General features: G+C 72.9%; 24 protein-coding genes. 14 read left to right on the forward strand and 10 right to left on the reverse strand.

The window, feature by feature from the left end:
• Nucleotides 1-38 precede the first annotated feature (38 nt).
• The gene (locus tag Y09_RS15905) at nucleotides 39-593 is read right to left on the reverse strand and encodes a TetR/AcrR family transcriptional regulator (RefSeq protein ID WP_053918844.1); all 555 of its coding nucleotides are present in this window, start codon (nucleotides 591-593) and stop codon (nucleotides 39-41) included.
• 88 nt (nucleotides 594-681) lie between these two features.
• Here Y09_RS15905 and Y09_RS15910 point away from each other — a divergent pair, with 88 nt between their 5' ends.
• Nucleotides 682-1,590, forward strand: a complete 909-nt coding sequence (locus tag Y09_RS15910; RefSeq protein WP_053918845.1) for an alpha/beta fold hydrolase — start codon at nucleotides 682-684, stop codon at nucleotides 1,588-1,590.
• Nucleotides 1,591-1,618: 28 nt separating this feature from the next.
• Here Y09_RS15910 and Y09_RS15915 read toward each other — a convergent pair whose 3' ends face one another.
• The 5 genes from Y09_RS15915 to Y09_RS15935 form a co-directional block, all read right to left on the reverse strand.
• Nucleotides 1,619-2,344: a DNA alkylation repair protein gene (locus tag Y09_RS15915; protein ID WP_082358928.1), complete on the reverse strand. Its 726-nt coding sequence runs from the start codon at nucleotides 2,342-2,344 to the stop codon at nucleotides 1,619-1,621.
• Nucleotides 2,341-2,907, reverse strand: coding sequence for an AAA family ATPase (locus Y09_RS15920; RefSeq protein ID WP_053918846.1), 567 nt, complete (start codon nucleotides 2,905-2,907; stop codon nucleotides 2,341-2,343). Before Y09_RS15920 ends, Y09_RS15915 begins: the two co-directional genes overlap by 4 nt.
• 112 nt (nucleotides 2,908-3,019) lie before the next feature.
• Nucleotides 3,020-4,276: a formamidase gene (gene fmdA, locus Y09_RS15925; protein WP_053918847.1), complete on the reverse strand. Its 1,257-nt coding sequence runs from the start codon at nucleotides 4,274-4,276 to the stop codon at nucleotides 3,020-3,022.
• A gap of 58 nt (nucleotides 4,277-4,334) precedes the next feature.
• Complete coding sequence (locus tag Y09_RS15930; protein WP_053918848.1) at nucleotides 4,335-4,619, reverse strand: FmdB family zinc ribbon protein; 285 nt, start codon at nucleotides 4,617-4,619, stop codon at nucleotides 4,335-4,337.
• Between the two features lie 172 nt (nucleotides 4,620-4,791).
• The gene (locus tag Y09_RS15935) at nucleotides 4,792-5,274 is read right to left on the reverse strand and encodes a GNAT family N-acetyltransferase (protein WP_053918849.1); all 483 of its coding nucleotides are present in this window, start codon (nucleotides 5,272-5,274) and stop codon (nucleotides 4,792-4,794) included.
• Between the two features lie 72 nt (nucleotides 5,275-5,346).
• Between Y09_RS15935 and Y09_RS15940 the strand changes: the two genes are divergently transcribed.
• Nucleotides 5,347-6,195, forward strand: a complete 849-nt coding sequence (locus Y09_RS15940; RefSeq protein WP_053918850.1) for a spermidine synthase — start codon at nucleotides 5,347-5,349, stop codon at nucleotides 6,193-6,195.
• A 78-nt stretch (nucleotides 6,196-6,273) separates the two neighbouring features.
• Here the strand turns inward: Y09_RS15940 and nagE are convergent, their stop codons facing one another.
• The gene (nagE, locus tag Y09_RS15945) at nucleotides 6,274-8,214 is read right to left on the reverse strand and encodes an N-acetylglucosamine-specific PTS transporter subunit IIBC (protein ID WP_053918851.1); all 1,941 of its coding nucleotides are present in this window, start codon (nucleotides 8,212-8,214) and stop codon (nucleotides 6,274-6,276) included.
• 376 nt (nucleotides 8,215-8,590) lie between these two features.
• On the opposite strand from nagE, the gene Y09_RS15950 reads away from it, so the two are divergent.
• From Y09_RS15950 to Y09_RS15965, 4 genes are read left to right on the forward strand one after another with little or no spacing between them, the layout of a single operon-like run.
• Nucleotides 8,591-9,316, forward strand: a complete 726-nt coding sequence (locus Y09_RS15950) for a GntR family transcriptional regulator (RefSeq protein WP_053918852.1) — start codon at nucleotides 8,591-8,593, stop codon at nucleotides 9,314-9,316.
• Nucleotides 9,313-10,830, forward strand: a complete 1,518-nt coding sequence (locus Y09_RS15955) for an MmgE/PrpD family protein (RefSeq protein ID WP_053918853.1) — start codon at nucleotides 9,313-9,315, stop codon at nucleotides 10,828-10,830. The genes Y09_RS15950 and Y09_RS15955 overlap by 4 nt, the downstream gene beginning before the upstream one ends.
• Nucleotides 10,830-11,783 (forward strand): methylisocitrate lyase, encoded by a 954-nt coding sequence (prpB, locus tag Y09_RS15960; protein WP_053918854.1) that lies wholly within the window; start codon nucleotides 10,830-10,832, stop codon nucleotides 11,781-11,783. Before Y09_RS15955 ends, prpB begins: the two co-directional genes overlap by 1 nt.
• 5 nt (nucleotides 11,784-11,788) lie before the next feature.
• A complete protein-coding gene (locus tag Y09_RS15965; RefSeq protein ID WP_053918855.1) occupies nucleotides 11,789-12,955 on the forward strand; it encodes a bifunctional 2-methylcitrate synthase/citrate synthase in 1,167 nt (388 codons plus the stop codon).
• Between the two features lie 27 nt (nucleotides 12,956-12,982).
• Here the strand turns inward: Y09_RS15965 and Y09_RS15970 are convergent, their stop codons facing one another.
• Nucleotides 12,983-13,768, reverse strand: coding sequence for a FadR/GntR family transcriptional regulator (locus Y09_RS15970; RefSeq protein WP_053918856.1), 786 nt, complete (start codon nucleotides 13,766-13,768; stop codon nucleotides 12,983-12,985).
• 256 nt (nucleotides 13,769-14,024) lie between these two features.
• Between Y09_RS15970 and Y09_RS15975 the strand changes: the two genes are divergently transcribed.
• Genes Y09_RS15975 through ilvD form a run of 3 tightly spaced genes read left to right on the forward strand, consistent with a single transcriptional unit; the run spans nucleotide 14,025 to nucleotide 18,811 of the window.
• On the forward strand, nucleotides 14,025-15,710 hold the full coding sequence (locus tag Y09_RS15975; protein WP_053918857.1) for an L-lactate permease: 1,686 nt from the start codon (nucleotides 14,025-14,027) through the stop codon (nucleotides 15,708-15,710).
• 48 nt (nucleotides 15,711-15,758) lie between these two features.
• The gene (locus Y09_RS15980; RefSeq protein ID WP_053918858.1) at nucleotides 15,759-17,018 is read left to right on the forward strand and encodes an alpha-hydroxy acid oxidase; all 1,260 of its coding nucleotides are present in this window, start codon (nucleotides 15,759-15,761) and stop codon (nucleotides 17,016-17,018) included.
• Between the two features lie 50 nt (nucleotides 17,019-17,068).
• Nucleotides 17,069-18,811 carry a dihydroxy-acid dehydratase gene (gene ilvD / locus Y09_RS15985; RefSeq protein ID WP_053918859.1) on the forward strand — a complete coding sequence of 581 codons (1,743 nt, stop codon included), beginning with the start codon at nucleotides 17,069-17,071 and terminating at the stop codon, nucleotides 18,809-18,811.
• A gap of 16 nt (nucleotides 18,812-18,827) precedes the next feature.
• Here ilvD and Y09_RS15990 read toward each other — a convergent pair whose 3' ends face one another.
• A complete protein-coding gene (locus Y09_RS15990; RefSeq protein ID WP_053918860.1) occupies nucleotides 18,828-19,604 on the reverse strand; it encodes a class I SAM-dependent methyltransferase in 777 nt (258 codons plus the stop codon).
• A 145-nt stretch (nucleotides 19,605-19,749) separates the two neighbouring features.
• On the opposite strand from Y09_RS15990, the gene Y09_RS15995 reads away from it, so the two are divergent.
• A complete protein-coding gene (locus Y09_RS15995) occupies nucleotides 19,750-20,085 on the forward strand; it encodes a hypothetical protein (protein WP_053918861.1) in 336 nt (111 codons plus the stop codon).
• Here Y09_RS15995 and Y09_RS16000 read toward each other — a convergent pair.
• Nucleotides 20,072-20,767, reverse strand: a complete 696-nt coding sequence (locus Y09_RS16000) for a TetR/AcrR family transcriptional regulator (RefSeq protein WP_053918862.1) — start codon at nucleotides 20,765-20,767, stop codon at nucleotides 20,072-20,074. The two genes, Y09_RS15995 and Y09_RS16000, sit on opposite strands and share 14 nt — an antisense overlap.
• A gap of 109 nt (nucleotides 20,768-20,876) precedes the next feature.
• Between Y09_RS16000 and Y09_RS16005 the strand changes: the two genes are divergently transcribed.
• The 4 genes from Y09_RS16005 (at nucleotide 20,877) to Y09_RS16020 (ending at nucleotide 24,309) form a co-directional block, all read left to right on the forward strand.
• On the forward strand, nucleotides 20,877-21,845 hold the full coding sequence (locus tag Y09_RS16005) for an NAD-dependent epimerase/dehydratase family protein (RefSeq protein ID WP_053918863.1): 969 nt from the start codon (nucleotides 20,877-20,879) through the stop codon (nucleotides 21,843-21,845).
• Complete coding sequence (locus Y09_RS16010; RefSeq protein ID WP_053918864.1) at nucleotides 21,842-22,261, forward strand: SRPBCC family protein; 420 nt, start codon at nucleotides 21,842-21,844, stop codon at nucleotides 22,259-22,261. Before Y09_RS16005 ends, Y09_RS16010 begins: the two co-directional genes overlap by 4 nt.
• Nucleotides 22,262-22,360: 99 nt before the next feature.
• Nucleotides 22,361-23,680, forward strand: coding sequence for a sensor domain-containing protein (locus Y09_RS16015; RefSeq protein ID WP_053918865.1), 1,320 nt, complete (start codon nucleotides 22,361-22,363; stop codon nucleotides 23,678-23,680).
• A complete protein-coding gene (locus Y09_RS16020) occupies nucleotides 23,668-24,309 on the forward strand; it encodes a response regulator transcription factor (RefSeq protein WP_053918866.1) in 642 nt (213 codons plus the stop codon). The genes Y09_RS16015 and Y09_RS16020 overlap by 13 nt, the downstream gene beginning before the upstream one ends.
• Nucleotides 24,310-24,430 lie beyond the last annotated feature (121 nt).

The following is a 24,430-nucleotide window of genomic DNA, read 5'->3' on the forward strand; positions in this document are numbered from 1 at the left end:
CCCGCGCGTCGCGGCGGTCCCCGCAGCCCGTCGGCCCCTCAGCTCCTCGCGAGGTCGCGCACCGCGCGCTCGAGCACGGGCCGGACCTCGAGGGCCGGGTCGACGGTGAGCCGGTGCAGCAGCAGCCCGTCGCACAACGCCATCAGCGCCCGCGCGGCGGGGACGGGGTCCGCGAGGCCGACGTCGGCCGTGATCTGCTCGGTCCAGGCCTCGAAGGCCGCGCGCTGTCGGTGCAGGGGCGCGGCCAGCTCCTCGTCGGCGCCGATCTCGAGGAAGAGCGCGTAGCTGGCGCGGGTGCGGGCGGCGAGGGGTCCGCTCAGCACCTCGAGCATGCGTGCGAGCAGGTCCGCGAGCTGCGCCGGGGCGGTGAGGTCGGGTAGCGCCGAGGGGTCGGCGTCGGCCCGCTCGCGCTCGGCGATGTGGTCCACGACCCCGGCGAGGAGGGCGCGGCGGGTGCGGAACCAGTTCGAGGTCGAGCCGGCGGGCAGCTCAGCGCGGGCGTCGATCCGCGCGTGGGTGAGCGCGCGGATCCCCTCCTCGCCCAGCAGCGCGACGGCCGCCTCGAGGCTCCGCTCCTTCGTCGTGGCCGCCATGGGCTCCCCTCTTCCTCTGCGCCCGCACTCGATCTACTATGCCCATAGTAGCCCTCGCCCCGAGGACTCCCCCTCGAGGAGCGTCGTCATGAGCGCATCCGAGTCCCTCCACCTGGCCTCCCCCGAGGGCCGCGCCTGGTCCCCGCCGCTCCCTCCGGCCGACGGCATCACCCATCGCAGGATCGCCGCGCCCGGCCTGCGCACCCATCTGGCGGAGTGCGGGCAGGGCGAGCCGGTGCTGCTCCTGCACGGGTTCCCCGAGCGCTGGTGGCAGTGGCGGGACGTGGCGACGGGTCTGGCCTCGGCCGGGTACCGCGCCCTGATCCCGGACCTGCGCGGAGCGGGGTGGACGGAGGCGGACTCCCCCGCCCTCGACCGCACCTCCCGGCTGCGGGACGTGCTCGCGCTGCTGGACGCCCTCGGGATCGAGCGCGTGCGGCTGCTCAGCCACGACATGGGGGCGCTCACCGCGATGCAGCTGAGCTACGGGCATCCCGAGCGGGTGCTCTCCGCGGTGCAGCTCTCGGTGCCGCCGGCGTTCTTCGCCTTCTCCCCGCGGATCGTGCCGGGCTTCCGGCACCTGCCGCAGTTCCTGCTCCACCGACGCGGGACCTCGCTGCGCAGGATCTTCTCCCCCGCCTATGTCGCACGCGGCATGACGGAGGAGGTGAAGGATCGCCACCTCGCGCCGCAGCGGCGCGCGGAGGTCGAGGCGGCCGTCCGCACGCTGACCTGGCGGCAGATCCTGCCCGAGGCGCTCCGGATGAGCGCCGGGCACTACCGTCGGCGCCGCCTCGCGGTGCCGACGATGGTGGTCTTCGGCCACCAGGACCGCCCCTGGACGGAGCCGGTGGTGCGCCGCATCAGCCGGCATGCACCGCGCTGCGCGGACCGCGTCGAACTCGCCTTCGTCGAGGACGCCGCGCACTTCCTCACCGACGACGCGCCGGAGGAGGTCACCGCGCTCGCGCTGGAGTGGTTCGCACGGACCCGCTGATCCCGCGCGCGGCGCGGCGCCGCCGGTCTCAGCGCTGCTCGGCGCGGCGCACCATCTCGTCGATCCAGAGCGGGGCGAAGGGCGAGGTGCATTTCGGCGGGGTCGGGTAGTCCTTCAGCACCTCGAGCCGCTCGCCGATCGCGATGGCGCGCTCGCGCCTGGCCTGGTCGTGGATGCCGATCGCGGCGAGGCACTGGTTCATCGCCCACTGCAGGCGCTCGGGGGCGTCCTTCATCTCCGCCTCGATCTGGTCGAGGAGCGCATCGAGATCGATCCCCTCGGGCGCCTCACCCGCCGGGGTCTTCGCGATCCGGTCGCTGGTGAGCGCCCATCCGGCGCTCGCGACGACGGGGTCGGCGTCGGCGAACCAGGCCTCGCGCAGCGCCTCGCGGTGCGGGCTCTTCTTGACCATGTAGCTGACCAGCCACTCGTGGACCTTCGGCGTCGGCGCCTCGCGCAGCATCGCATCGAGCTCCTCCTCGCCGTACTGCTTCGGGCGGGAGATCAGCAGCGCCAGCAGCTTCGGGGTGGAGTCCGCGGCAGGCGTCTCCCACAGGGCGCGGGCGAGGTCGGGCCGGGTCCTCAGCCGCTTCGCGACCGCGCGGAGCTTGGTGAGGTTCACGGCGTGGTCGTCGCCGTGCTTCTCGTTCACCGCGCGCATCCGGTCGTCGGCGAGCGCGGCGAGCTCCTCGTGCAGGGCGGCGACCTCGGCCTCGAGCTCGGCGGCGGTGCGCGGGGTGGCGGCGGCGGTCATGGGCGGTGCTCCTTGCTCGCGGGAGCGTCCAGGATACGGCCGAGCGCGTCCGCCAGCTCCTCGCGGGGCAGGCGGGCATCGAGCCGGTGGACGCGAGGTCGCCCCTCCAGCAGGGCGTCGAGCGCGGCGAGGTGCGCCGCGGCGTCGCCGGGGCCGACGTGGCGATCGTTCGCCGCCTGCTCGGGCCGGTCGGGCGCGGTGCGGCGGGAGGCGAGGCGCGCGGCGAGGGTTGCCTCGTCGGCCACGAGCGCGGCCTCGACGACGCGTGCCCCGGCCTCGGCGGCGAGCTGGGCGAGCTGGTCGAGGAAGGCGGGGCGGGCGAGGTACTGGCCGATCAGCACGTCGTGCCCGTCGGCCAGGTGCCTGCCGGCGAGCGCGAGGGCGAGGCGCCGTGCCTGGAGCCCGGAGCGGTGCAGGTCCTCCTCCCAGCCGCCGAGGGAGTGCTTCAGCTGGTCGACGTCGAGGGCGAGCGCGAGCGGGCGCCGGGCCGCGAGCAGCGCGGCGAGGGTGGACTTGCCGCTGCCGGGCGCGCCGTTGAGCAGCAGGAGGGCGGGGGCGGTCATCCCGGAAGCCTCTCGCGGATGCCGCGCCGGCGGGCCCGGGACGCGCCCCGGACCCGCCGCCGTCGCTCGTCGGTCGGTGCTCTGCCCGCCCCTGTCGGCCGGGTCCTCGGGGTCAGCCGACGCTCGCGCGCGGCGCGCCGATGCCCGGATCGATCCTCGGCACCTCGCCCGACCCGGGGCGGATGTCGATGTCGAAGATGTCCAGCGGCAAGTAGACGGTCGCACAGGCGTTGGGGATGTCGACCACGCCGGAGAACCGGCCCTCGATCGGCGCGGCACCGAGCAGCAGGTAGGCCTGCTCGGCCGACCAGCCGAAGGTGGTCAGGTACTCGATCGCGTGCAGGCACGCCCGCTGGTAGGCGAGGTGCGAGTCGAGATAGCGCTGCTCGCCGTCGAGGGTGACCGAGGTGCCGGAGAAGCTCAGCCACTGCGAGTGCTGCGGGGCGGTGTTCCCGGGCATGAAGATCGCGTTCTCGGCGACGTTGTACTTCTCCATCCCGCCGGGGATCACGTCGACGTGCAGGTCGATGAACCCGCCCATCTCGATGCCGCCGCAGAAGGTGATCTCGCCGTCACCCTGGCTGAAGTGCAGGTCGCCGACGGAGAAGTTCGCCCCGTCCACGAACACCGGGTAGAAGATCCTGGTGCCGCGGGTGAGGTTCTTGATGTCCTGGTTGCCGCCGTTCTCGCGCGGCGGTGCGGTGCGGGCGCCCTCCCCCGCGACCCGGTCGAACTCGCCGTCGGGGACCCCGCCGAGGATCGCGCCGTCCGGCTCGGGCGGCAGGGCGAGTGCCGGCACGCGGTCCGGGTCGGTCGCGATCAGCGCCGCCTCGCGGGAGTTCCACCTCCCCAGCAGCTCCGGCGAGGGGGCGGTGCCCATCAGGCCGGGGTGGATCATGCCGGTGAACTCGACACCGGGGACGTGGCGGGAGGTCGCCCTCTCCCCGCGGAAGTCCCACACGGCCTTGTAGGCGTCGGGGAACTGGTCGGTGAGGAAGCTGCCGCCGTTGCGCTTGGCGAAGATGCCGGTGTAGCCCCAGCCCTGCCCCGCGAGCGGGCCGTCGTCCTCCTGCGGGATCGGGCCGACGTCGAGGATGTCCACGATCAGCAGGTCGCCGGGCTTCGCCCCCTCGATGCGGAAGGGGCCCGAGAGGGTGTGGACGGTGTGCAGGGGCGCGGTGGCGATGTCCTCGGCGGAGTCGTCGTTCTTGATGTAGCCGTCGAACCACTCGCGGCAGTCCACGCGGAAGGTGTCGCCGGGCCTGACGCTGACGGCCGGCGGGATGTCCGGGTGCCAGCGGTTGTGACCGAGGATCTTCTGCTCGGTGAAGGGCTTCGCGGAGTCGAGGGGGAACACGTTCTGGGGCATGCTTCTCCTTCCACAGCGACGGGTCCGCGGATCGGCCCCGCCGGGTCCTGGGCCGGTCTCAGGGACGCGGCAGCCGCGCGTGGCGCGGGTCCGTCGAGGTGCGGGTCGCGGCGGGGCTGGCCCCGGGGACGCGGTCGACGACGGCGGGTTCGTGGGCGCTGCTCGCGGCGCGGTCCAGCAGCTGTCCGGCGGTCGAGCCGAGCCGGCCGAGGCGCGGGGCGCTCATCCGACGACGGGCCGGCGCACCGCAGTCGGGGCAGAGGAGGTCCTCGTCGCGGGCGCTGATGGGCACCGAGCGCTCGTACTCGTGCGCGCTCTGGCAGCGGAACTCGTAGATCGGCATCGGACCCTCCTGTAGCCTGCGTCACATCGCCGTGATGGGCCCACCCTAGGCAACTCGCGGCGGTTCCGCGACGACTTCGACGACCGGGCGGTCGCCGGGCGGGAGCGCGGCGGGAGTCGGGTGGGAGCGGGGCCGGTGCCGGGCTCGGAGCAGGGACTGGGCGGGAGCCGGCTCAGAGCGGGAGCTTGAACCCGAGGTGGCTCTGGGCGTACCCGAGCCGCGTGTAGAAGCGGTGGGCGTCCGTGCGAGCCGCATCGGTGGTGAGCTGGGTGAGCGCGGCGCCGCGCTCGCGCCCCCAGCCATGGACCCACTGCATCAGCGCGGACCCGAGGCCGCTCCCCCGCGCGTCGGCGGCCACGCGCACCGACTCGATCTGCAGGCGCAGCGACCCTCCGCGGGAGAGGGACGGCAGCAGGGTGAGCTGCAGCGTGGCGAGCAGCGCGCCCGCCTCGTCGCGCGCCGCGAGCAGGAGATGCGCGGGATCCTGGTCGATCGCCGCGAAGGCCCGGCGATAGGGGCCGAGCTCCGGGGCCTCCCGCTCCCGGCCCAGCACGTCGTCGGCGAGCAGGGCGACGAGCTCGGGCAGGTCCGCCTCGCGCGCGCGGTGCAGTGCGACGGGGCCGGTGGGGAGGTCCAGGATGTCCAGAGCGGTCATGACGCCACTGTGCGTGTGCCCGTCAGGAGGTGGGCACGCGCTCCGGGTACCCGTCCTCGGCACAATGGCCCCATGAACGCGCCCCCGACCTCCGCAACGCCCTTCTCCCCCGGCGCGCCCCGCAGCGCGCAGCTGTCCTTCTCGGACCAGCCGGCCTGGATCGTCGCCGACGAGGTGGTGGGCGGCTGGACCCTCCTGATCGGCGGCGTGGAGCAGTCCCACGTGGACCTCGAGGATCCGACGCGGCTCGTCCACGAATACCTGCGCCGGATGGGCAACGTGCTGGACCAGGTGCGGCCAGCCGGGGCGCCGCTGCGCATCGCGCACCTCGGCGGCGGGGCGCTGACCCTGGTCCGCTACGTGCAGGCGACCAGGCCCGGCTCCGCGCAGCTGGTGATCGAGATCGAGCGGGAGCTGCCCACCCTCGTCACCACCGCGCTGCCGCTGGCGGAGGGCACGGAGCTCGAGGTGGTCATCGGGGACGCGCGCGAGGAGCTCGCCGCGCTCGGGGAGCGGGAGTTCGACGTGATCGTGCTCGACGTCTTCTCCGGCCAGGACTCCCCCGCCCATCTCGCCGAGGCCGCGTTCTACCGCGAAGCCCTCTCCCGCCTGGGGGCCGACGGGCTGCTGATGGTGAACGTCGGCGACGACGCGGGGCAGCTCTTCCTCGCCGCGCAGGTGCGGGAGCTCGAGGCCGCCGCGGCGGAGGTGGGCGTGACGGGGGTGTGGACGCTCACCGACGCGCAGCTGCTGACCCGCCCGGCCGACGGGAACATGGTGCTGCTGGCCGGCGGGGCGCTCGCCTCCCCGGCGGTCGAGGACTGGCGCGCAGCCTGGCTCGCGGCCGGGCCGCACCCGGCCGCGGTGCTCGACCCGACCGAGACCGACCGGGCCTTCGGCGCCTCGCGCCCCCGCTCCTGACGGGACGGGACCACGCGTCTGCCACGACGACGGCCGCCGCCCCGGTGACGGGGCGACGGCCGTCATGGCGAGATCGGCTCAGACCAGCTCGATGCGGGCGCCGGGATCGTTCATCACGATCACCGGGGTCACGGTCGGGTGCCCGGCCGCACGGATCGCGGCGAGGTCGGCGCGCAGCAGCGGCGTGCCGGCGACGACGCGATCACCGGTCGCGACGAGAGTCTCGAAGCCGTGCCCCTTCATCTCCACGGTGTCCAGGCCCACATGGATCAGCACCTCGACGCCGTCCTCGAGGGTCAGCGCGACGGCGTGACCGGTGGGGAACACGTGGGCGACGGTGCCCTCGGCCGGGGCGAGCACGAGCCCGTCGCTCGGCTCGATCGCGATGCCGGGACCCATGACCCCCTGGGCGAAGGTCGGGTCCGGCACCTGGTCGAGCGGCACCGAGGTGCCCTCGACGGGCCGGCGCAGGCGCACGAGGGAGGAGGCCCGCAGCGCGGTGGCGCTCCCGCCTCCCGCCTCGGCGGCGTCCTGCTCCTCGAGGGCGCGGACGTCCTCCTCCGCGACGGGCCGGTCCGTGCCGCTCATGATCCGCTCCATCGCGTCCTTCACGAACTGGACGGAGGTCCCGTAGATCACCTGGACGGAGTGCCCGCCGGGCTTCATGGTCCCGGCGGCGCCCGCGCGCTTCAGCGCCGCCTCGTCGACCTTGGAGACGTCCGCGAGCTCCATCCGCAGGCGCGTCGCGCAGTTCTCGAGGTCGGTGATGTTCGAGGCGCCGCCGAGGGCGGCGAGGAAGGCGGTCGCGGTCGCGGCGTACCTGCCGTCGCTCGCGGCGTCCTCCCCCTCGACCCGGCCGTCGAAGGAGTCGTCGCGGCCGGGGGTCTTCAGGTCGAACCTGAGGATGATCCAGCGGAAGGCGAGGAAGTAGACGGCGAACCAGAAGATGCCCATCAGCGGGATCGCCCACGGGTTCTGCGCCATGGGGTTCACCCAGCCGAGGACCAGGTCGATGAACCCGCCGGAGAAGCCGAAGCCCATCCGCACCGGCAGCAGCGCGCTGATCGCCATGGAGATGCCGGTGAACAGCGCGTGGAGCACGTACAGGCCGGGGGCGAGGAACATGAACGCGAACTCGAGCGGCTCGGTCACGCCCACGAAGAACGCGGCGACGGCGCTGGAGAAGAGCACGCCCGCGGCGACCTTGCGCCGCGAGGTCCTCGCGGTGACGTACATGGCCAGGGCCGCACCGGGCAGTCCGAACATCATGATCGGGAAGAAGCCGGTCATGTACTGGCCGGTGACGCCGTAGGTGCCGGAGCCGTCCAGGAAGTTGCCCAGGTCGTTGATGCCGGCCACGTCGAACCAGAACACGGAGTTCAGCGCGTGGTGCAGGCCCAGCGGGATCAGCAGGCGGTTCAGGAAGCCGTAGAGGCCCACGCCCACCGGCCCGAGCGTCAGGATGAACTCGCCGAAGGCGACCAGCCCGCCGAAGGCCAGCGGCCAGACGAAGAACAGCACGAGCGCGAGCACGAGCGAGAGGCCGGCGGAGACGATCGCGACGGAGCGGCGACCGGAGAAGAAGGCGAGGGCGTCCGGCAGCTCGGTCTCCTTGAAGCGGTCGTAGGACCAGGCGCCGATGAGGCCGCACAGGATGCCTACGAAGACGTTCTCGAGGTTCGAGAAGGCGAGGTCCACCTCCGCCTCGTCGATGCCCTGGAACAGGGCGACGTTCTCAGCGGACAGGAGCGTGGTCACCACCAGCCAGGAGACGAGGCCGGCGAGGGCGGAGGTGCCGTCGGGCTTGGTGGCCATGCCGAGCGAGACGCCGATCGCGAACAGCAGCGGCAGGTTGTCCAGGAGCGCGCCGCCGGCGGTCTGGAAGAACACGCCGACGAGGTTCGCGTCGTTCCCGGTGGCGGTCAGGATCCAGTAGCCGATGCCGCTGAGGATCGCGGCGACGGGGAGGACGGCCACGGGCAGCATCAGCGATCTGCCCAGGCGCTGGAAGAACTTCATCGTTGCCTCTCGGGGGTGGGGCACGACGGAGCCCGCGGCGGGGCCGCGAGGCGGAGCGTGCCCGAGGATGGTCAGGGTCGGTGCGGGGGGCGGTGGGTCCCGCTCCCGGGTCCGGGATCGCGCCGACGTGCGGTGGCGGCGCGGCAGGACCTGCCAGGCACCCGTCGGACCGGCGGCGTCGCCGAGCAGGGTCCCGGTGCGGGGGCCGACGGCGGTTTCGGGCCGCGTGGACGCTATCACGCCGGTTCCCCGGTCCCGACGGACCGGGCTCCGGACGACGAGCCATCCCCCGCGCAGTGCATACATCGACGACACGATTCCGCAGCAGTAGCCGCCGCTCTCGCACAGGGACGGCAACTCTGCATACACTCATGCCATGCGGGCCAGTGACCGCGCCTACACGGCGCTGCGCGAGGAGATCATCGACGGCTCCCTCGCGCCCGGCGCCGTGCTGGGCGAGGTCGAGCAGTCCCGGCGCCTGGGCCTGTCCCGCACCCCGCTGCGCGAGGCCCTGGCCCGACTGGTCTCCGACGGGCTTGCCGAGCCTGCCGCGGGCCGCGGAATGGTCGTCACCGCCGTCTCCCTCGAGGAGACCGCTCCGCTGTTCGACCTCCGCATCGCGCTGGAGACCCTCGCCGCCCGTCGCGCGGCGGAGCGCATCGCACGGTCCGACGGGACGTCCGGTGCGCGGGGCGGGGCCGACGCCTTCGCCGCTCTCGCCGACCGCTTCGCGCAGGCGCGCGGCCTCCTCGCCGCCGGCACCGACCCCACCGCCTACTACGCCCTGACCCGCGAGCTCGACGCCGCGCTGGACACCGCCTGCCAGAACACCTATCTCGCCGAGTCCCTGCGCGGTCTCCGCCTGCACCTGGGCCGGCTGCGACGCCTGGCGCGCAACTCCCCGGACCGCCTCGCCGACTCCGCCCGCGAGCACGCCGACATCGCCCGCGCGATCGCCTCGGGGGATCCCGAGCTCGCCGCGGCGAGCACCCTCGTCCACCTCCGCCGCGCCCTCGCCCACCTGCAGGGCGCCGGCATCCCCACCGACTCCACCGCACTCGCCGCATCCGCCGAACCCGCCCACCAGGAGGCCACCGCATGATCGACCACGACGTCCGCGTCCACCGCTCCGAGGAGAACCTCGCCCACGAGGACCAGCTGGCCTGGAAGATGGCGCAGGTCGCCGTCGACCCGGCCGAGGTCGAGCCCGAGGTCGCCGAGATGGTGATCAACCGCGTCATCGACAACGCCGCCGTCGCCGTCGCCTCCCTCGCCCGCGCCCCGATCGTCTCCGCCCGCGCCCAGGCGCTCAGCCATCCCGTCCCCGCCGGCGGCACCGGCTCGAGCGTCTTCGGCCTCGAGACGCGCACCTCCCCCGAATGGGCCGCCTGGGCCAACGGCGTCGCCGTGCGCGAGCTCGACTACCACGACACCTTCCTGGCCGCGGACTACTCCCACCCCGGCGACAACATCCCGCCGCTGCTGGCCGTCGCCGAGCACGCCGGCCGCACCGGCGCCGAGCTGCTGCGCGGCATCGCCACCGGCTACGAGCTGCAGGTGGACCTGGTGCGCGCGATCTGCCTGCACGAGCACAAGATCGATCACGTCGCCCACCTCGGCCCGTCGGCCGCCGCCGGGATCGGCACGCTGCTGGGCCTTCCCGCGGGGACGATCTTCCAGGCGATCGGGCAGGCGCTGCACACCACCACTGCCACCCGCCAGTCCCGCAAGGGCGAGATCTCCACCTGGAAGGCGCACGCCCCCGCCTTCGCCGGGAAGATGGCCGTGGAGGCGGTGGACCGCGCGATGCGCGGCCAGACCTCCCCGGTCCCGATCTACGAGGGCGAGGACGGGGTGATCGCCTGGCTGCTGGGCGGCCCGGACGCCCGCTACATGGTGCCGCTGCCCGGGCCCGGCGAGGCCAAGCGCTCGATCCTGGACACCTACACCAAGGAGCACTCGGCCGAGTACCAGGCGCAGGCCTGGATCGACCTGGCCCGGCGCCTGCATGCCGAGCACCCCGAGCTGGCCGACGCCGCGAACGTCGACTCGATCCTGCTGCGCACCTCTCACCACACCCACTTCGTGATCGGCTCGGGCGCGAACGACCCACAGAAGTACGACCCGACCGCGTCCCGCGAGACGCTCGACCACTCGATCCCGTACATCTTCACGGTCGCCCTGCAGGACGGGACCTGGCACCACGTCGATTCCTACGCCCCCGAGCGCGCCGCCCGCGAGGACACCGTCGCGCTGTGGCAGAAGGTCACCACCGAGGAGGACGCGGAGTGGACCCGCCGCTACCACTCCCTGGACCTCACCGAGAAGGCCTTCGGCGGCGAGGTCGTGATCACCCTGGCCGACGGCACGACGCTGCGCGACGAGATCGCGGTGGCCGATGCGCACCCCCAGGGCGCCCGCCCCTTCGCCCGCGCGCAGTACGTCGACAAGTTCCGCAGCCTCGCCGACGGCGTGCTCGAGGAGCGCGAGATCGCCCGCTTCCTCGACGCCGCGGAGAACCTCGCCGAGCTGCCCGCCGGGGAGCTGCACCGCCTGAACGTCCTGGCCGCGCCCGGCGTGCTCGACCCGTCGGCCGCCCCGAAGGGACTGTTCTGATGCTGTCCTCGACCCGCACCCCCGCCCAGAAGCGCCAGGACTTGCGCTCCCTGCTCACCCCCGGTGCGGCCGCCCCGTTCCCCGGCGCGTTCACGCCGCTGTCCGCGACGCTCATCGAGGAGAAGGGCTTCCCAGGCGCGTACATCTCAGGAGCCGTGATCGCGAACGAGCTGGGCCTGCCGGACACCGGCCTGACCACCCTCAGCGAGGTCGCCGCGCGCGGCGCCCAGATCGCCCGCGCCACCGACCTTCCCTGCCTGATCGACGCCGACACCGGCTTCGGCGAGCCGATGAACGTGGCCCGCACGATCCAGGAGCTCGAGGACGCGGGGCTCGCGGGCTGCCACATCGAGGACCAGGTCAACCCCAAGCGCTGCGGGCACCTGGACGGCAAGACCATGGTCGACCTCGACACGGCGACCAAGCGGATCCGCGCCGCCGCCGACGGCAGGCGCGACCCCGGCTTCCTGGTCATGGCCCGCACCGATCTGCGTGCGACCGACGGCCTGCCCGCCGCGATCGACCGGATGAAGGCGCTGGTGGACGCGGGAGCCGAGGCGATCTTCCCCGAGGCGCTGGCGGACCTCGGCGAGTTCGAGCAGGTCTGCGCGGCGCTGGACGTCCCGGTGCTGGCGAACATGACCGAGTTCGGGAAGTCCCAGCTGTTCACCCGCGAGCAGCTCGCCGAGGCGGGCGTCGCGATGGTGATCTATCCGGTCACCCTGCTGCGCGCCGCGCTGGGCGCGGCCGAGCGGGTGCTGGAGACGATCCTGGAGACCGGCACGCAGGAATCCCGTGTCCCGGAGATGCTCACGCGTGCGCGCCTGTACGAACTGGTGGACTATGAGTCCTACAGCCGCTTCGACGCCTCGGTCTTCGACTTCGAGGTCCCCGCCGCGCACGGCACCGACCCGCACGCCCCCGACCGGACACCGCCGTCGACGAAGGAGTGAGCCCCATGAACCACGCCACCGACACCTCCGAGATCAGGAAGGGCCTGAACGGCGTCGTCGCCGACGTCTCCGCGATCTCGAAGGTGAACCCCGAGACCAACTCGCTGCTCTACCGCGGCTATCCCGTCCCGCAGCTCGCCGCGACGCAGTCCTTCGAGGCGGTCGCCCATCTGCTGTGGACCGGGGAGCTGCCCGACGCGGACGAGCTCACCGCGCTGCAGGGACGCTTCCGCGCCCACCGCGACCTCGACCCGACGGTCAAGCAGGCCCTCGATGCGCTGCCGACGACCTGCCACCCGATGGACTCGGTGCGCACGGCCGTCTCGGTCCTCGGGGCACGAGATCCCGAGGCCGACGACTCCTCTCCCGGGAGCGAGCTCGCCAAGGCCGAACGGCTCACTGCGCAGCTGCCGGCCGTGATCGCCTACGAGCAGCGTCGGCGCCGCGCCGCCGGACCGACCGAGCCGGTCCCGGCCCGCGAGGACCTCGACCACTCCCAGAACTTCCTGTGGATGACCTTCGGCGAGGAGGCGGCGCCGGAGGTGGTCGACGCCTTCCGCGTCTCGCTGATCCTCTACGCCGAGCACTCCTTCAACGCCTCGACCTTCACCGCGCGCGTGATCACCTCGACCCTCGCCGACCTCCACTCGGCCGTGACCGGGGCGATCGGCGCGCTCAAGGGCCCGCTGCACGGCGGGGCGAACGAGGCGGTCATGCACACCTTCGACGAGATCGGGATCCGGCCCGAGGAGTCCGGCGCCGAAGCGAAGGAGCGGGCGAAGGCCTGGATGGAGGACGCGCTCGCGCAGAAGAAGAAGGTGATGGGCTTCGGCCACCGCGTCTACAAGCACGGCGACTCGCGCGTGCCCACCATGAAGCGGGCGCTGGACGCGATGATCGCCCACACCGGCCGCGACGAGATCCTGGGCCTGTACGACGGGCTCGAGCAGGCGATGGACGAGGCCAAGGGCATCACGCCGAACCTCGACTATCCCGCCGGTCCCGTCTACCACCTGATGGGCTTCGACACCGAGCTGTTCACGCCGCTGTTCATCGCGGCGCGGGTGACCGGGTGGACGGCCCATGTGATGGAGCAGCGGGCGTCGAACGCGCTGATCCGTCCGCTGTCGCAGTACGACGGGGTGGACGAGCGGCCGGTCCCCGGCGCCTGATCCGGCCTGCGCCGCGAGGCGTGGCGCTCAGGCGCCGGGGAGGTCGGGCAGGGCCGCGGCGGCTGCGCGGATGTGCTCCGCGGTCAGTCTCGCGGCCTTCTCCGACTCCCTCGCCCGGAGCGCGTCGAGGATCTCGCGGTGCTGGGCGCGGAGCATGCCGGCCATCGCGTCCCAGTCCTCGACCTTGGTGAAGGCCTCGAGGATCGGCGCGCGCAGCGAGGCGCGGATCGCCCCGGTCATCTCCGCGAACAGCGCATTGCCCCCGGCCCGCGCGATCGCGACGTGGAACTCGGTGTCCGCGTCGTTGAAGTCCTCGCGGCTCGCACCGGGACGGTCCATCCTCGCCAGGAGCTCCTCGAGCTCCGCGAGCGCCTCCGCGTCCGCGCGCTCCGCGGCGAGCGCGGCGCTGGCCCGTTCGAGCAGGACCCTCGTCTCGACCACGTCGTGGACGGGGAAGTTCGCGAGGGCGACGTGCAGTCGCAGGAAGCGCTCGAGGGCGGCGCGGGGCAGCGCGGCGACGAAGGTGCCGGCCCCGCGTCCGGAGCCGACCTCGGAGCGGAGCACCCCGTGGGCCTCGAGCACCCGGATCGCCTCGCGCACCCCGGTGCGGCTCACCTGCAGCCGGGAGGCGAGCTCCCGCTCGGGCGGGAGCAGGTCCCCGACGGCCAGCACACCGCTCATGATCTGGTCCTCGATCGCGTCGATCACCAGCTCGTGGGTGCTGCGACGGGACACGGGTCCCCAGGCCGCGCCGCCGGCTCCGGCCGTGCTCCGATGCGGTCCGACCTCCGAGTGGTGCGCGTTCTCGACCATGGGCCCGTTCTAGCACAGCCGGCTCTGCGCGCGCGCACGGCCCCTCTCTCCGACGGCCCGCGCTCGACGAGTCTCGCCCCGGGCCCGTCCCGTCCGGGACTCCCCGGGGCTTGCCTCGCCGCCGCCCTGGCCCTACCATCGCTATGTGGTCGGACCACACCGTGGTCCCCCGCTCCCACTCCTCTCACGACTCACCAGGCACGACATCGACGGCGATGCAGTGCAGCACCGCCGCTGACGTGCCTCGGAGGTTCCCATGTACACCCCAGACCTCGCACCGCTGGCCGGCAGCCTGATGCTGTCCTCGCTCGTCGCGATCCTGCCGCTGCTGACGATCTTCGTGACCCTCGGCGTGCTGCGCTGGAAGGCGCACTGGGCAGGTCTCTCGGCGCTGGCCGTCGCCGGCCTCGTCGCCGCGGTCGTCTACGGCATGCCCCTGGACCTCGTCGCCCTCTCCGCCTCGCAGGGGTTCGCCTTCGGGCTCTTCCCGATCATGTGGATCGTGCTCAACGCGATCTGGCTGTACGAACTCACCGTCCGCAGCGGACGCTTCGAGGACCTCCGCCTGGTCATCGACAAGATCTCCGACGATCCCCGGGTCCAGGCGATCATCATCGCCTTCTGCTTCGGCGGCCTGCTCGAGGCCCTCGCCGGCTTCGGCGCCCCCGTCGCGATCACCGGCGTGATGCTGATGGCGGTCGGCTTCACGGCGATGCGCGCCGCGACCGTGGTGCTCATCGCCAACACCGCCCCGGTCGCCTTCGGCGCGATCGCGATCCCGATCATCACCGCCGGCAACCTCACCGGCATCCCGTACCAGCACATCGGCGCGATCATCGGACACCAGGCGCCGTTCCTCGCCACCGTGGTGCCGCTGTTCCTGGTGCTGCTGGTCGACGGACGGCGCGGGGTGCGCCAGCTCTGGCCGCTCGCGCTCGTGGTCGGCCTCGTCTTCGCGATCAGCCAGTACGTCTCCTCGAACTTCATCTCCGTCGAGCTCACCGACATCATCGCCTCCCTCGCCGGGCTCGGCGCCGCGGTGCTCATGCTGCGCGTGTGGACGCCCGTCGGCGGGAAGGACGCCCTGGCGAACATGCGTCGCGAGCGCGAGACCGAGCAGGCCGACGCCCCGCAGGACGCGACCGGCGGCGGCGCGGTCGCCACCCGCACCCGACCCGACACCGCCCTGACCCCGGGCCGCGTGCTGATGGCCCTGTTCCCCTACCTGCTGGTGATCCTCGTCTTCTCCGCCTCGAAGCTGGTGCCCGCGCTGAACACCTTCCTCGCCTCGACGGATCTGACGATCCATTGGCCGGGCTTGGACGGCCGGGTGCTCACCGCCGCCGGGGAGGTCTCCACCAGCACGGTGTACACCCTGCAGTGGCTCTCCTCGCCGGGCACCCTGCTGCTGCTCACCGGGATCGTGGTGGCGCTCGTCTACCGACTCAGCGCGCGGGACGCCGTCGACGTGTACGTCACCAACCTCGTGAAGATGCGCTGGTCGATCCTCACCGTCGCCGCGGTGCTCGCGCTCGCCTACGTCATGAACCAGTCGGGCCAGACGATCACCATCGGCACCTGGATCGCCGGCACCGGCGCCGCCTTCGCGTTCCTCTCCCCGATCCTGGGCTGGCTCGGCACCGCGGTGACCGGCTCCGACACGAGCGCCAACGCCCTGTTCGCGACGCTCCAGCAGACCGCCGCTGAGAAGGCCGGCCTCGACCCGGCGCTGCTGGTGGCCGCGAACACCTCCGGCGGCGTGGTCGGCAAGATGATCAGCCCCCAGAACCTCACCATCGCGGCCACGGCCGTGGGCCTGGTCGGTCAGGAGTCCGCGATCTTCCGCCGTGTGATCTGGTGGAGCCTCGGCATGCTCGTCGCGCTGTGCCTGCTGGTCGGGCTGCAGTCGAACGTGCTGTCCTGGATGATCCCCGCCCCCTGACCCGCTCCCGCACGCCCCGATACGACCGTCCGACACGAAGGAGGACCCATGGTCCAGCGTCAGATCCCCCGCCCCTCCGAGCTCTTCGAGCTCATGAAGTTCAAGAAGATCGACCTCGACCCCAAGCGGCGACGGCTCTCCTCGGCGCTCACGATCGAGGACCTGCGCACGATCGCGAAGCGTCGCACTCCCGCCGCGGCCTTCGACTACACCGACGGCGCCGCCGAACGGGAGATCTCGATGCGCCGTTCCGTCGAGGCCTTCGAGGACATCGAGTTCCACCCCTCGATCCTGAACGACGTCTCCTCGGTGGACACCACCACCCAGATCCTCGGCGGAAGTTCCGCGCAGCCCTTCGGCATCGCCCCCACCGGCTTCACCCGCCTGATGCAGACCGAGGGCGAGATCGCAGGTGCCTCGGCGGCCGGCGAGGCCGGTATCCCCTTCACCCTCTCGACGCTGGGCACGACTTCGATCGAGCACGTCAAGGAGGCGAACCCGCTGGGTCGCAACTGGTTCCAGCTCTACGTGATGCGCCAGCGGGAGATCTCCTACGGCCTGGTCGAGCGCGCGGCCGAGGCGGGCTTCGACACCCTCTTCTTCACGGTGGACACCCCCGTGGCCGGTGCGCGGCTGCGCGACTCCCGCAACGGGTTCTCGATCCCGCCGCAGCTCAGCCTCGGCACCGTCGTCAACGCGATCCCGCGCCCCTGGTGGTGGTGGGACTTCCTGACCACGGCGAAGCTCGAGTTCGCCTCGCTCTCGGAGACCGGCGGCACCGTCGGGGAGCTGCTGAACTCCGCGATGGATCCCTCGATCGACTTCGAGGACCTCGCCGAGATCCGGAAGATGTGGCCCGGGAAGTTCGCGGTCAAGGGGGTCCAGACCCTCGAGGACGCGAAGAAGCTCGCCGACCTCGGCGTCGACGCGGTCGTGCTCTCCAACCACGGCGGCCGCCAGCTGGACCGCGCCCCCGTGCCCTTCCATCTTCTGCCCGAGGTGTCCCGCGAGATCGGCAAGGACGTCGAGATCATCCTGGACACCGGCATCCGCAGCGGTGCCGACATCGTCGCCGCGATCGCGCTCGGCGCCGACTTCACGATGATCGGCCGCGCCTACCTCTACGGGCTCATGGCCGGCGGCAAGGAAGGCGTGGACCGCACCATCGAGATCCTCGCGAGCCAGGTCGAGCAGACCATGAAGCTGCTGCAGGTCCCCACCCTCGCCGATCTCGGCCCCCAGCACGTCACGCAGCTCAGCCGCCTCACCCGCCTCGGCGAGGAGGAGAGCCGCCCCCGGGTGCTCTGACCGCCCCGCCGCCCGTGTACATCGGCGGCGCGGAGTCCTAAGGTCGGGCCATGACCGCTGACGACGCCGCCCCTGCCGCTCCCTCCCCCGCCGACCGCCGCGCCCCGGACATCAAGCCGCGCAGCCGCACGGTCACCGACGGCCTCTCCGCCACCACCTCCCGCGGCATGCTGCGCGCGGTGGGGATGGGCGATGCGGACTGGGACAAGCCCCAGATCGGCATCGCGAGCTCCTGGAACGAGATCACCCCCTGCAACCTGTCGCTGGACCGGCTCGCCCGTGCCGCGAAGGAGGGCGTGCACTCCGGCGGCGGATACCCGCTCCAGTTCGGCACCATCTCGGTCTCCGACGGGATCTCGATGGGGCACGAGGGCATGCACTACTCCCTCGTCTCCCGCGACATCATCGCCGACAGCGTCGAGACGGTGATGCTCGCCGAGCGGCTCGACGGCTCCGTGCTGCTGGCCGGCTGCGACAAGTCCCTGCCGGGGATGCTGATGGCCGCGGCGCGGCTCGACCTCGCGAGCGTCTTCGTCTACGCGGGAACGATCATGCCCGGCCGCGCCTCGCTCTCCGATGGCACCGAGAAGGACGTGACGATCATCGACGGCTTCGAGGCCGTCGGCGCTTGCGCCCGCGGGCTGATGAGCCGGGAGGACGTGGGCCGGATCGAGCGCTCCATCTGCCCCGGCGAGGGAGCCTGCGGCGGCTTCTACACCGCGAACACCATGGCGACGGTCGCCGAGGCGATCGGTATGTCGATCCCCGGCTCGGCCACTCCCCCGTCGGCCGATCGGCGCCGCGACGCCGACGCGCGCCGTGCGGGCGAGGCCGTGGTGGGGATGCTGAGGCAGGGCATCACGACCTCCGACATCATGACCAAGGCCGCTTTCGAGAACGCGATCAGCGTGGTGCAGGCCTTCGGCGGCTCGACCAACGCGGTGCTGCACCTGCTCGCCATCGCGCACGAGGCGGGCGTGGACCTCACCCTCGAGGACTTCGCCCGGATCGGCGCGAAGGTGCCGCACCTCGCGGACCTCAAGCCCTACGGCCGCTACGTCATGAACGACGTCGACCACGTGGGCGGCATCCAGGTGGTGATGAAGACGCTGCTGGACGAGGGCCTGCTGGACGGGGACTGCCTGACCGTCACCGGCCGCACGATCGGCGAGAACCTCGAGGTCCTCTCGCCCCGCCCGGCCGACGGGACCGTGCTGCGCCCGGCGTCCGCGCCGATCGCCCCGACCGGCGGGATCACGATCCTGCACGGCTCGCTCGCCCCCGAGGGCGCGGTGGTGAAGTCCGCGGGCTTCGAGGAGGACGTCTTCGAGGGGACCGCGCGCGTGTTCGAGCGGGAGCAGCAGGCGCTGGACGCGCTGAACGACGGCACGATCGACCACGGCGACGTGGTGGTGATCCGCTACGAGGGCCCGAAGGGCGGGCCGGGCATGCGCGAGATGCTCGCGATCACCGGCGCGATCAAGGGCGCCGGGCTCGGCAAGGACGTGCTGCTGATGACGGACGGCCGCTTCTCCGGCGGGACGACGGGCCTGTGCGTCGGCCACATCGCTCCGGAGGCGTTGGACGGCGGGCCGATCGCCTTCGTGCGCGACGGGGACCGGATCCGTCTGGACGTCGGCGCGGGCACGCTCGACCTGCTGGTCGACGAGGCGGAGCTCGCCGTGCGCCGGGAGGGCTGGGAGCCGCTGCCGCCGAAGTTCACCAAGGGCGTGCTGGGCAAGTACGTGAAGCTCGTGAAGTCCGCCTCCCGCGGCGCGATCCTCGGGGACTGAGCGGGGCGAGCACGGTTCAGGGCTCGGCGACGAGCAGCACGAGGGACCCCTCGTAGCACGGCAGGGTGCGCAGCGCGCCATGACGGGCGTCCCAGGTCCCGTCGAGCAGGTGCCCGGCGAGCTCCCGGGTGAAGCGGTCGATCACCGCGGGCTCCACCAGGGACCAGGCGGAGCAGGCGCGCTGCGCCTCGAGATCCAGCAGGTGCTCGGGCCGTCCGAAGTAGGCCTCGGTGAAGCCGTCGGTGCAGCCCTGCGGGATGAGCACGGTGCTGATCGAGACGCTGCCGCCGAGCCCGTCGGCGAGCGCGTCCGGCGACGGGTAGCGGCGCGCCTCGACCTCGAGCACCTCCGGCGCGTACTCCCGCACCCAGAACTCCTCGACGCGGCTCGGGTCGCAGGTGAGGATCACGACCGGGCCGCGCGTCACGCGTCGGAGCTCCGCCAGGCCCGCAGGAAGGTCCTGCCATTGGTGGACGCTGAAGGTGGTCATGGCGGCGTCGAAGGAGTCGTCGGCGAAGGGCAGCTGCTCGGCGGTCGCGTCCACGGCCGGGGCCAGGTGGGCGGGGCGCTGGGCCCGCATCACGGCGGAGGGCTCGACGGCGGTGACCTCCCGGTCCGTCGGCTCGTAGGAGCCCGCCCCGGCGCCGACGTTGAGCACGGTGCGCGCCTCGCCGAGCGCCTGCGCGATCACGGAGGCGAGGCGAGGGTCGGGGCGTCGGTAGCGGGAGTAGGTGGACCCGAGGGCGCCGTAGTCCGCATCCCCTGCGCTGCCGTCCTGCCTGCGCTGTGCCATGGGTGTCAGCCTAGTGAGGGGACCGCCCCCACCCGCGCCACCCACCTCCCTCCCGCGAGCGACCGCACTCCCCCGTGCGGGGGAACGGTGGGACCGCCCGCGTCGCTCCGCTCCTCTGTCGCACCCCGCTCCTAGGCTCTTGAGCATGTCGCCGTCGCGCCGCTCCGCTGCGCGCTCCGTCCCCGCCGATGCGGTGCGGGCCGAGCGCGAGCGGATCCGTGCGCTCCTGCTCGCGCAGCGTCCCGAGCTGGGCGCTCGCCTCGCCGTCGGCCCGAGCGGTGCGCTCGTGATCCCGCTGCGCAGGGGCGGGAGCGTCGAGATCGGTCGGATGCGCAGGCGAGGCACGCCCCGCTGGGTCGTGGTCGCCCCGTCGGCGGCGGGCGCGCGGGTGCGGGAGCCCGCGACGCCGGGCGCGATCGTCCGGGTGGTCCTCGCCGCTCTCGACGAGGACGCGACGGGCAGGTCGCTCAGCGCGGTGTGATGAGGTCCGCGAGGATCTCGATCTGGGGGCGGAGGATGCCCTCGCCGAGGGCGACCGCATCGGGGCCGAGCTGGCCGAACAGGTGGGCGCTGATCACGCCGACGAGTCCCGACCAGGCCGTGACGGCGCGGGCGGCGGTCGCGGCGTCGGCGTCGATGTCGAACTCGCCGAGGTGCTGCGCGAGCAGGTCGGCGACGGAGGGGGCGAGCGCCGGCGACTCGCCGAGCGGTCGATCCCCCCGGGCCGCGTCGGCCGCGATCGCGAGCACCTCGCGGGTCACCTGCGTACCGGGCGCGTTCGTGGTCTCCGACGGCGCCGCGTAGCCCGGGACCGGGGTGCCGTACAGCAGCGACCAGCGCTCCGGGACGGCGAGCGCCCAGCTCGACATCGCCCCGCCGAGGGCGAGGAAGCGCTCGCGCGGCTCGTCGCCGGCGCCCGCGAGACGCTCCTCGACCGCGGCGGCGAGGTCCTCGTAGGCATCGACGATCAGCAGCGTCAGCAGCTCGTCGCGGCTGGCCACGTAGCGGTAGACCGCCGAGGAGACCATGCCGAGGCCGCGGGCGATCTCGCGGACGCTGAGGCCGGCGACGCCGCTCTCGGCGAGCTGGGCGTTCCCGAGCTCGACGATGCGGGCCGTGGTGCGCTCCCGGGCGAGGGCGCGGGGTGTCGGTGCGGCGTTCATGCTCCGCATCCTCCCACATTCCGAGAGCACTGCTCTTGACTCCGAACCGAGAGCGGTGTTCACTGTCCCCGACAGAACAGAGAGCAGTGCTCACTTCCGGGAGGCAGTCATGCATCACCTCGTCATCGGAGAAGGACAGATCGGCCGCGCGATCATCGAGCGGGCGCTCGCGGACGGCGACACCGTCACCGTGCTGCGCCGCACCGCGAAGGACCCCTCCCCCGGGATCCGGCGCGTCGCCGGGGACGTGCTCGACCCGGCGGCGCTCGGGGCCGCGATCGACGGCGCGGGCGCCGTCCACGCCACCTTCCACGCCCCCTACGACGCCCGGCTCTGGCGCGAGCAGCTCCCGCCCCGCGAGCTCGCCGTGCTCGATGCCGCCGCCGAGCGCGGGATCCCGGTCGTCTTCCCCGAGTCCTTCTACGGCTACCAGGGCGGCGCCGCGCATCTCGCGGAGGACGCCTCGCCCAGTCCGCAGGACGAGAAGGGACGGGTCCGGGTGGAGCTCCTGGCCGTACGCCGCGCACACCGGGCCCGCACCCTCAGCGTCATCGCCTCGGACCTGATCGGGCCGAGCACCGTCGGCACCGGGGCGGCGGTCGCGACCGCGATGGTGATCGAGCCGCTGCTCACCGGGCGCCGCGCGATCCTGTTCGGCCGGGCCGACGCGCCGCACACCCTCACCCACGTGCCGGATCTCGCGGCGGCGATGCTCCACGCCGCCCGCCGCGCCGAGCACCTGACCGGAGCCGCGGGCGATGCGGTGCTGAACGCCCCTGCCGCCCCCGCCCGCACCCAGCGGGAGCTGATCGCGGAGGCGTCCCGGCTCGTGGGCCTGCCCGCCCGTCGGCCGATCCCGATCCCCCGCGCAGCACTGACCCTGCTCGCGCCGTTCAACACCTTCGCCCGTGAGCTCCACGGGATCTCCGGGCTCTGGTACGGGCCGTGCGTGCAGGTGCCGGGGCGTCTCGAACGGGAGGAGGGGCTCGTCGCGACGAGCTGGGAGGACGCGGTCGGCGCGACGTTCAGGGCGGCGCAGGGCGCCCGCGACACAGGGGCTGTTAGCGTCGCCCCATGAGCGACTCCGCTGCCCCCGTCGGCCCCTCCCTCCATCTCTCCGTCGTGATCGACCGCCCCTGGCGTCGTGTGTACGAGTACGTGAGCGATCCGCGGAACCTGCCCCGCTGGGCGGCGGGCCTCGCCGGCAGCGAGGTGCAGCGCGAGGTCTCCCAGTGGTCGATGAGCTCGCCGATGGGGCGGGTGCTGGTCAGCTTCGTCCCCGAGAACGAGCTGGGCGTGGTGGACCACACCGTCACCCTCCCCACCGGCGAGTCCGTGCTGAACCCGCTGCGGGTGCTGACGCTGACGGAGGAGAGCTGCGAGGTGGTGTTCACTCTGCGCCGCGGTTCGATGAGCGAGGCCGAGTTCGACGAGGACGCCGCGGCTGTCCGGGCCGACCTCGGGACGCTGAAGGAGATCTGCGAGCAGGGCTGATCCTCCGGGCAGGGATGCCCAGGGGTGTCGGGCCAGCCCGACACCGACCGTCCCGGTGACAGGATGGGCCTCCCGGCGATCCGGCCCGAGAGTGGAGGCATGACCACGATGACCCTGCCCCGCACGGCCGACGAGACCCCCGCCCCGGCCCGGGGCGTCGGCGCCTGGGCGTCCCGAATCGGCCGCTTCCTCGGCTACTCGTTCCTCGCCCTGGTGCTCGGCGCGATCGGCTTCTCCCTCGTCATCGCCCTGCTCTCGGCGGGCGCGGCGACGGTGGTGGTGTGGGTCGGGCTGCCGATCCTGGTGGGCGGGGTGCTCGTCGCCCGCGGCTTCGCGGCGGCCGAGCGGGCCCTGCAGTCCGCGATCCTCGGCACGCACCTGCCCACGCCGCTGCCGAAGCAGCCGCGCGCCGGCGCCGGGTGGGTGCGTCGGATGCTCACTCCGCTCACCGATCCGCAGCGCTGGCTGGACTCGCTGTGGGTGCTGGTGAACTTCCTGCTCGCCCTGATCAGCTTCCCGCTCGTGATCGGCTGGACCCTCGGGGCGATCGGGACCGTCGGCGGGCCGGTGGCGACGCTGATCCTCGAGAACGTACTGCCGCCGGAGGAGACCGACGGGCTGGGCACCCTGCTCGGCGTGCCCGAACCGTACGTGCTCCCGGCCGATGTCCTGCTCCAGTGTCTCGCGGGCCTGTTCTTCCTGTTCACCGTCGGCCCCGTGGTACGGGGGCTGACCGCGCTTCATCAGGGGGTCGGCCGCGGGCTGCTGAGCTCGCGGCACGAGGAGCAGCAGCGCCTGGCGCGCGCCGAGGACTCCCGGGCCGCGGGCCGCTCGGCGGAGTCCGCGGCGCTGCGCCGCCTCGAGCGGGACCTGCACGACGGCCCGCAGCAGCGGCTCGTGCGCGCCTCCATGGACCTCGCCCGGATCGAGTCCCTCACCGAGAAGGATCCCGAGCGGGCACAGGCCGTGCTGCGCGAGGCGCGCGAGCAGCTGGGCCTCACCCTCGACGAGCTGCGTCGGCTCTCGCGCGGGATCGCCCCGCCGATCCTGGTGGACCGCGGCCTGCCGGCGGCGCTCGCCGAGCTCGCGGCGATCTCCACGCTGCCCACGACGGTGGAGGCCCCGGAGCTGGACCTGCCCGAGCATGTCGAGATCGGCGTCTACTACGTCGTCTCGGAGGCGCTGACCAATGCCGCGAAGCACTCCGGGGCGGGGTCCGTCGTGGTGGAGGTGGCGCGGATCGGCGAGGATGTGCGGGTGAGGATCGAGGACGACGGACGCGGCGGCGCCGAGATGCGGACCGGCGGCGGGCTCGCCGGGCTCGCGGGACGGGTCGCCTCGCTCGAGGGCCGCCTGAGCGTGCACTCCCCCGAGGGCGACGGCACCCGGGTCGAGGCGGTGATCCCGTGCGCGTCCTGATCGCCGACGACTCGGCACTGCTGCGCGAGGGACTGCGCCTGCTGCTGGAGGATGCGGAGCACGAGGTGGTGGGCACCGCCGCGACGGGCACGGAGCTCGTGGCCCGGGCGCTCGAGCTGCGGCCCGACCTGGTGATCTCCGACATCCGCATGCCTCCCTCCCACAGCGACGAGGGACTGCGGGCCGCGAAGGAGATCCGGGCGGCGTGGCCGCAGGCGCCGATCGTCCTGCTGAGCCAGTACGTGGTGGTGGGCTACGCGACCGAGCTCATCGAATCCGGGGCCGAGTCGACCGGGTACCTGCTCAAGGACCGGGTGTTCGACATCCGCTCCTTCCTCGAGTCGATCGAGCGGGTCGCCGCAGGCGGGGTCGCGATCGATCCCGACGTGGTCGCTCAGGTGATCGCCTCCCGGCGTCGCTCACCGCTGGACGATCTCACTCCGCGCGAGCGGGAGGTGCTCGAGCTGATGGGCGAGGGACTGACGAACGCCGCGATCTCCGAGCGGCTGTTCCTCAGCACCGGGGCGATCGAGAAGCACACCCAGCGGCTGTTCGCGAAGCTGGGGCTCAGCGACGACGCGAGCGTGCACCGCCGGGTGACGGCGGTGCTGACGCTGCTCGGGAAATAGCCGAGCGGCCGACTCGCGCGGCCCGCCTTTCCTCCACAGTCGGGGGTGTGCACAATTCTTGTCGAGGTATTGACAGTGGCAGATGAACGCATTTTTGACGGTCAGCGTGAGAACTCAACGT

The sequence above is a fragment of the Brachybacterium sp. SW0106-09 genome (genome assembly GCF_001293905.1).
GTDB classification, from domain to species: domain Bacteria; phylum Actinomycetota; class Actinomycetes; order Actinomycetales; family Dermabacteraceae; genus Brachybacterium; species Brachybacterium conglomeratum.

Excerpts from the sequence above, each read along its gene's own strand:
- Y09_RS15905 (WP_053918844.1), bottom strand. The coding sequence starts at position 593 with ATGGCGGCCACGACGAAGGAGCGGAGCCTCGAGGCGGCCGTCGCGCTG.
- Y09_RS15910 (WP_053918845.1), top strand. The coding sequence starts at position 682 with ATGAGCGCATCCGAGTCCCTCCACCTGGCCTCCCCCGAGGGCCGCGCC.
- Y09_RS15915 (WP_082358928.1), bottom strand. The coding sequence starts at position 2,344 with ATGACCGCCGCCGCCACCCCGCGCACCGCCGCCGAGCTCGAGGCCGAG.
- Y09_RS15920 (WP_053918846.1), bottom strand. The coding sequence starts at position 2,907 with ATGACCGCCCCCGCCCTCCTGCTGCTCAACGGCGCGCCCGGCAGCGGC.
- fmdA (WP_053918847.1), bottom strand. The coding sequence starts at position 4,276 with ATGCCCCAGAACGTGTTCCCCCTCGACTCCGCGAAGCCCTTCACCGAG.
- Y09_RS15930 (WP_053918848.1), bottom strand. The coding sequence starts at position 4,619 with ATGCCGATCTACGAGTTCCGCTGCCAGAGCGCGCACGAGTACGAGCGC.
- Y09_RS15935 (WP_053918849.1), bottom strand. The coding sequence starts at position 5,274 with ATGACCGCTCTGGACATCCTGGACCTCCCCACCGGCCCCGTCGCACTG.
- Y09_RS15940 (WP_053918850.1), top strand. The coding sequence starts at position 5,347 with ATGAACGCGCCCCCGACCTCCGCAACGCCCTTCTCCCCCGGCGCGCCC.
- nagE (WP_053918851.1), bottom strand. The coding sequence starts at position 8,214 with ATGAAGTTCTTCCAGCGCCTGGGCAGATCGCTGATGCTGCCCGTGGCC.
- Y09_RS15950 (WP_053918852.1), top strand. The coding sequence starts at position 8,591 with ATGCGGGCCAGTGACCGCGCCTACACGGCGCTGCGCGAGGAGATCATC.
- Y09_RS15955 (WP_053918853.1), top strand. The coding sequence starts at position 9,313 with ATGATCGACCACGACGTCCGCGTCCACCGCTCCGAGGAGAACCTCGCC.
- prpB (WP_053918854.1), top strand. The coding sequence starts at position 10,830 with ATGCTGTCCTCGACCCGCACCCCCGCCCAGAAGCGCCAGGACTTGCGC.
- Y09_RS15965 (WP_053918855.1), top strand. The coding sequence starts at position 11,789 with ATGAACCACGCCACCGACACCTCCGAGATCAGGAAGGGCCTGAACGGC.
- Y09_RS15970 (WP_053918856.1), bottom strand. The coding sequence starts at position 13,768 with ATGGTCGAGAACGCGCACCACTCGGAGGTCGGACCGCATCGGAGCACG.
- Y09_RS15975 (WP_053918857.1), top strand. The coding sequence starts at position 14,025 with ATGTACACCCCAGACCTCGCACCGCTGGCCGGCAGCCTGATGCTGTCC.
- Y09_RS15980 (WP_053918858.1), top strand. The coding sequence starts at position 15,759 with ATGGTCCAGCGTCAGATCCCCCGCCCCTCCGAGCTCTTCGAGCTCATG.
- ilvD (WP_053918859.1), top strand. The coding sequence starts at position 17,069 with ATGACCGCTGACGACGCCGCCCCTGCCGCTCCCTCCCCCGCCGACCGC.
- Y09_RS15990 (WP_053918860.1), bottom strand. The coding sequence starts at position 19,604 with ATGGCACAGCGCAGGCAGGACGGCAGCGCAGGGGATGCGGACTACGGC.
- Y09_RS15995 (WP_053918861.1), top strand. The coding sequence starts at position 19,750 with ATGTCGCCGTCGCGCCGCTCCGCTGCGCGCTCCGTCCCCGCCGATGCG.
- Y09_RS16000 (WP_053918862.1), bottom strand. The coding sequence starts at position 20,767 with ATGAACGCCGCACCGACACCCCGCGCCCTCGCCCGGGAGCGCACCACG.
- Y09_RS16005 (WP_053918863.1), top strand. The coding sequence starts at position 20,877 with ATGCATCACCTCGTCATCGGAGAAGGACAGATCGGCCGCGCGATCATC.
- Y09_RS16010 (WP_053918864.1), top strand. The coding sequence starts at position 21,842 with ATGAGCGACTCCGCTGCCCCCGTCGGCCCCTCCCTCCATCTCTCCGTC.
- Y09_RS16015 (WP_053918865.1), top strand. The coding sequence starts at position 22,361 with ATGACCACGATGACCCTGCCCCGCACGGCCGACGAGACCCCCGCCCCG.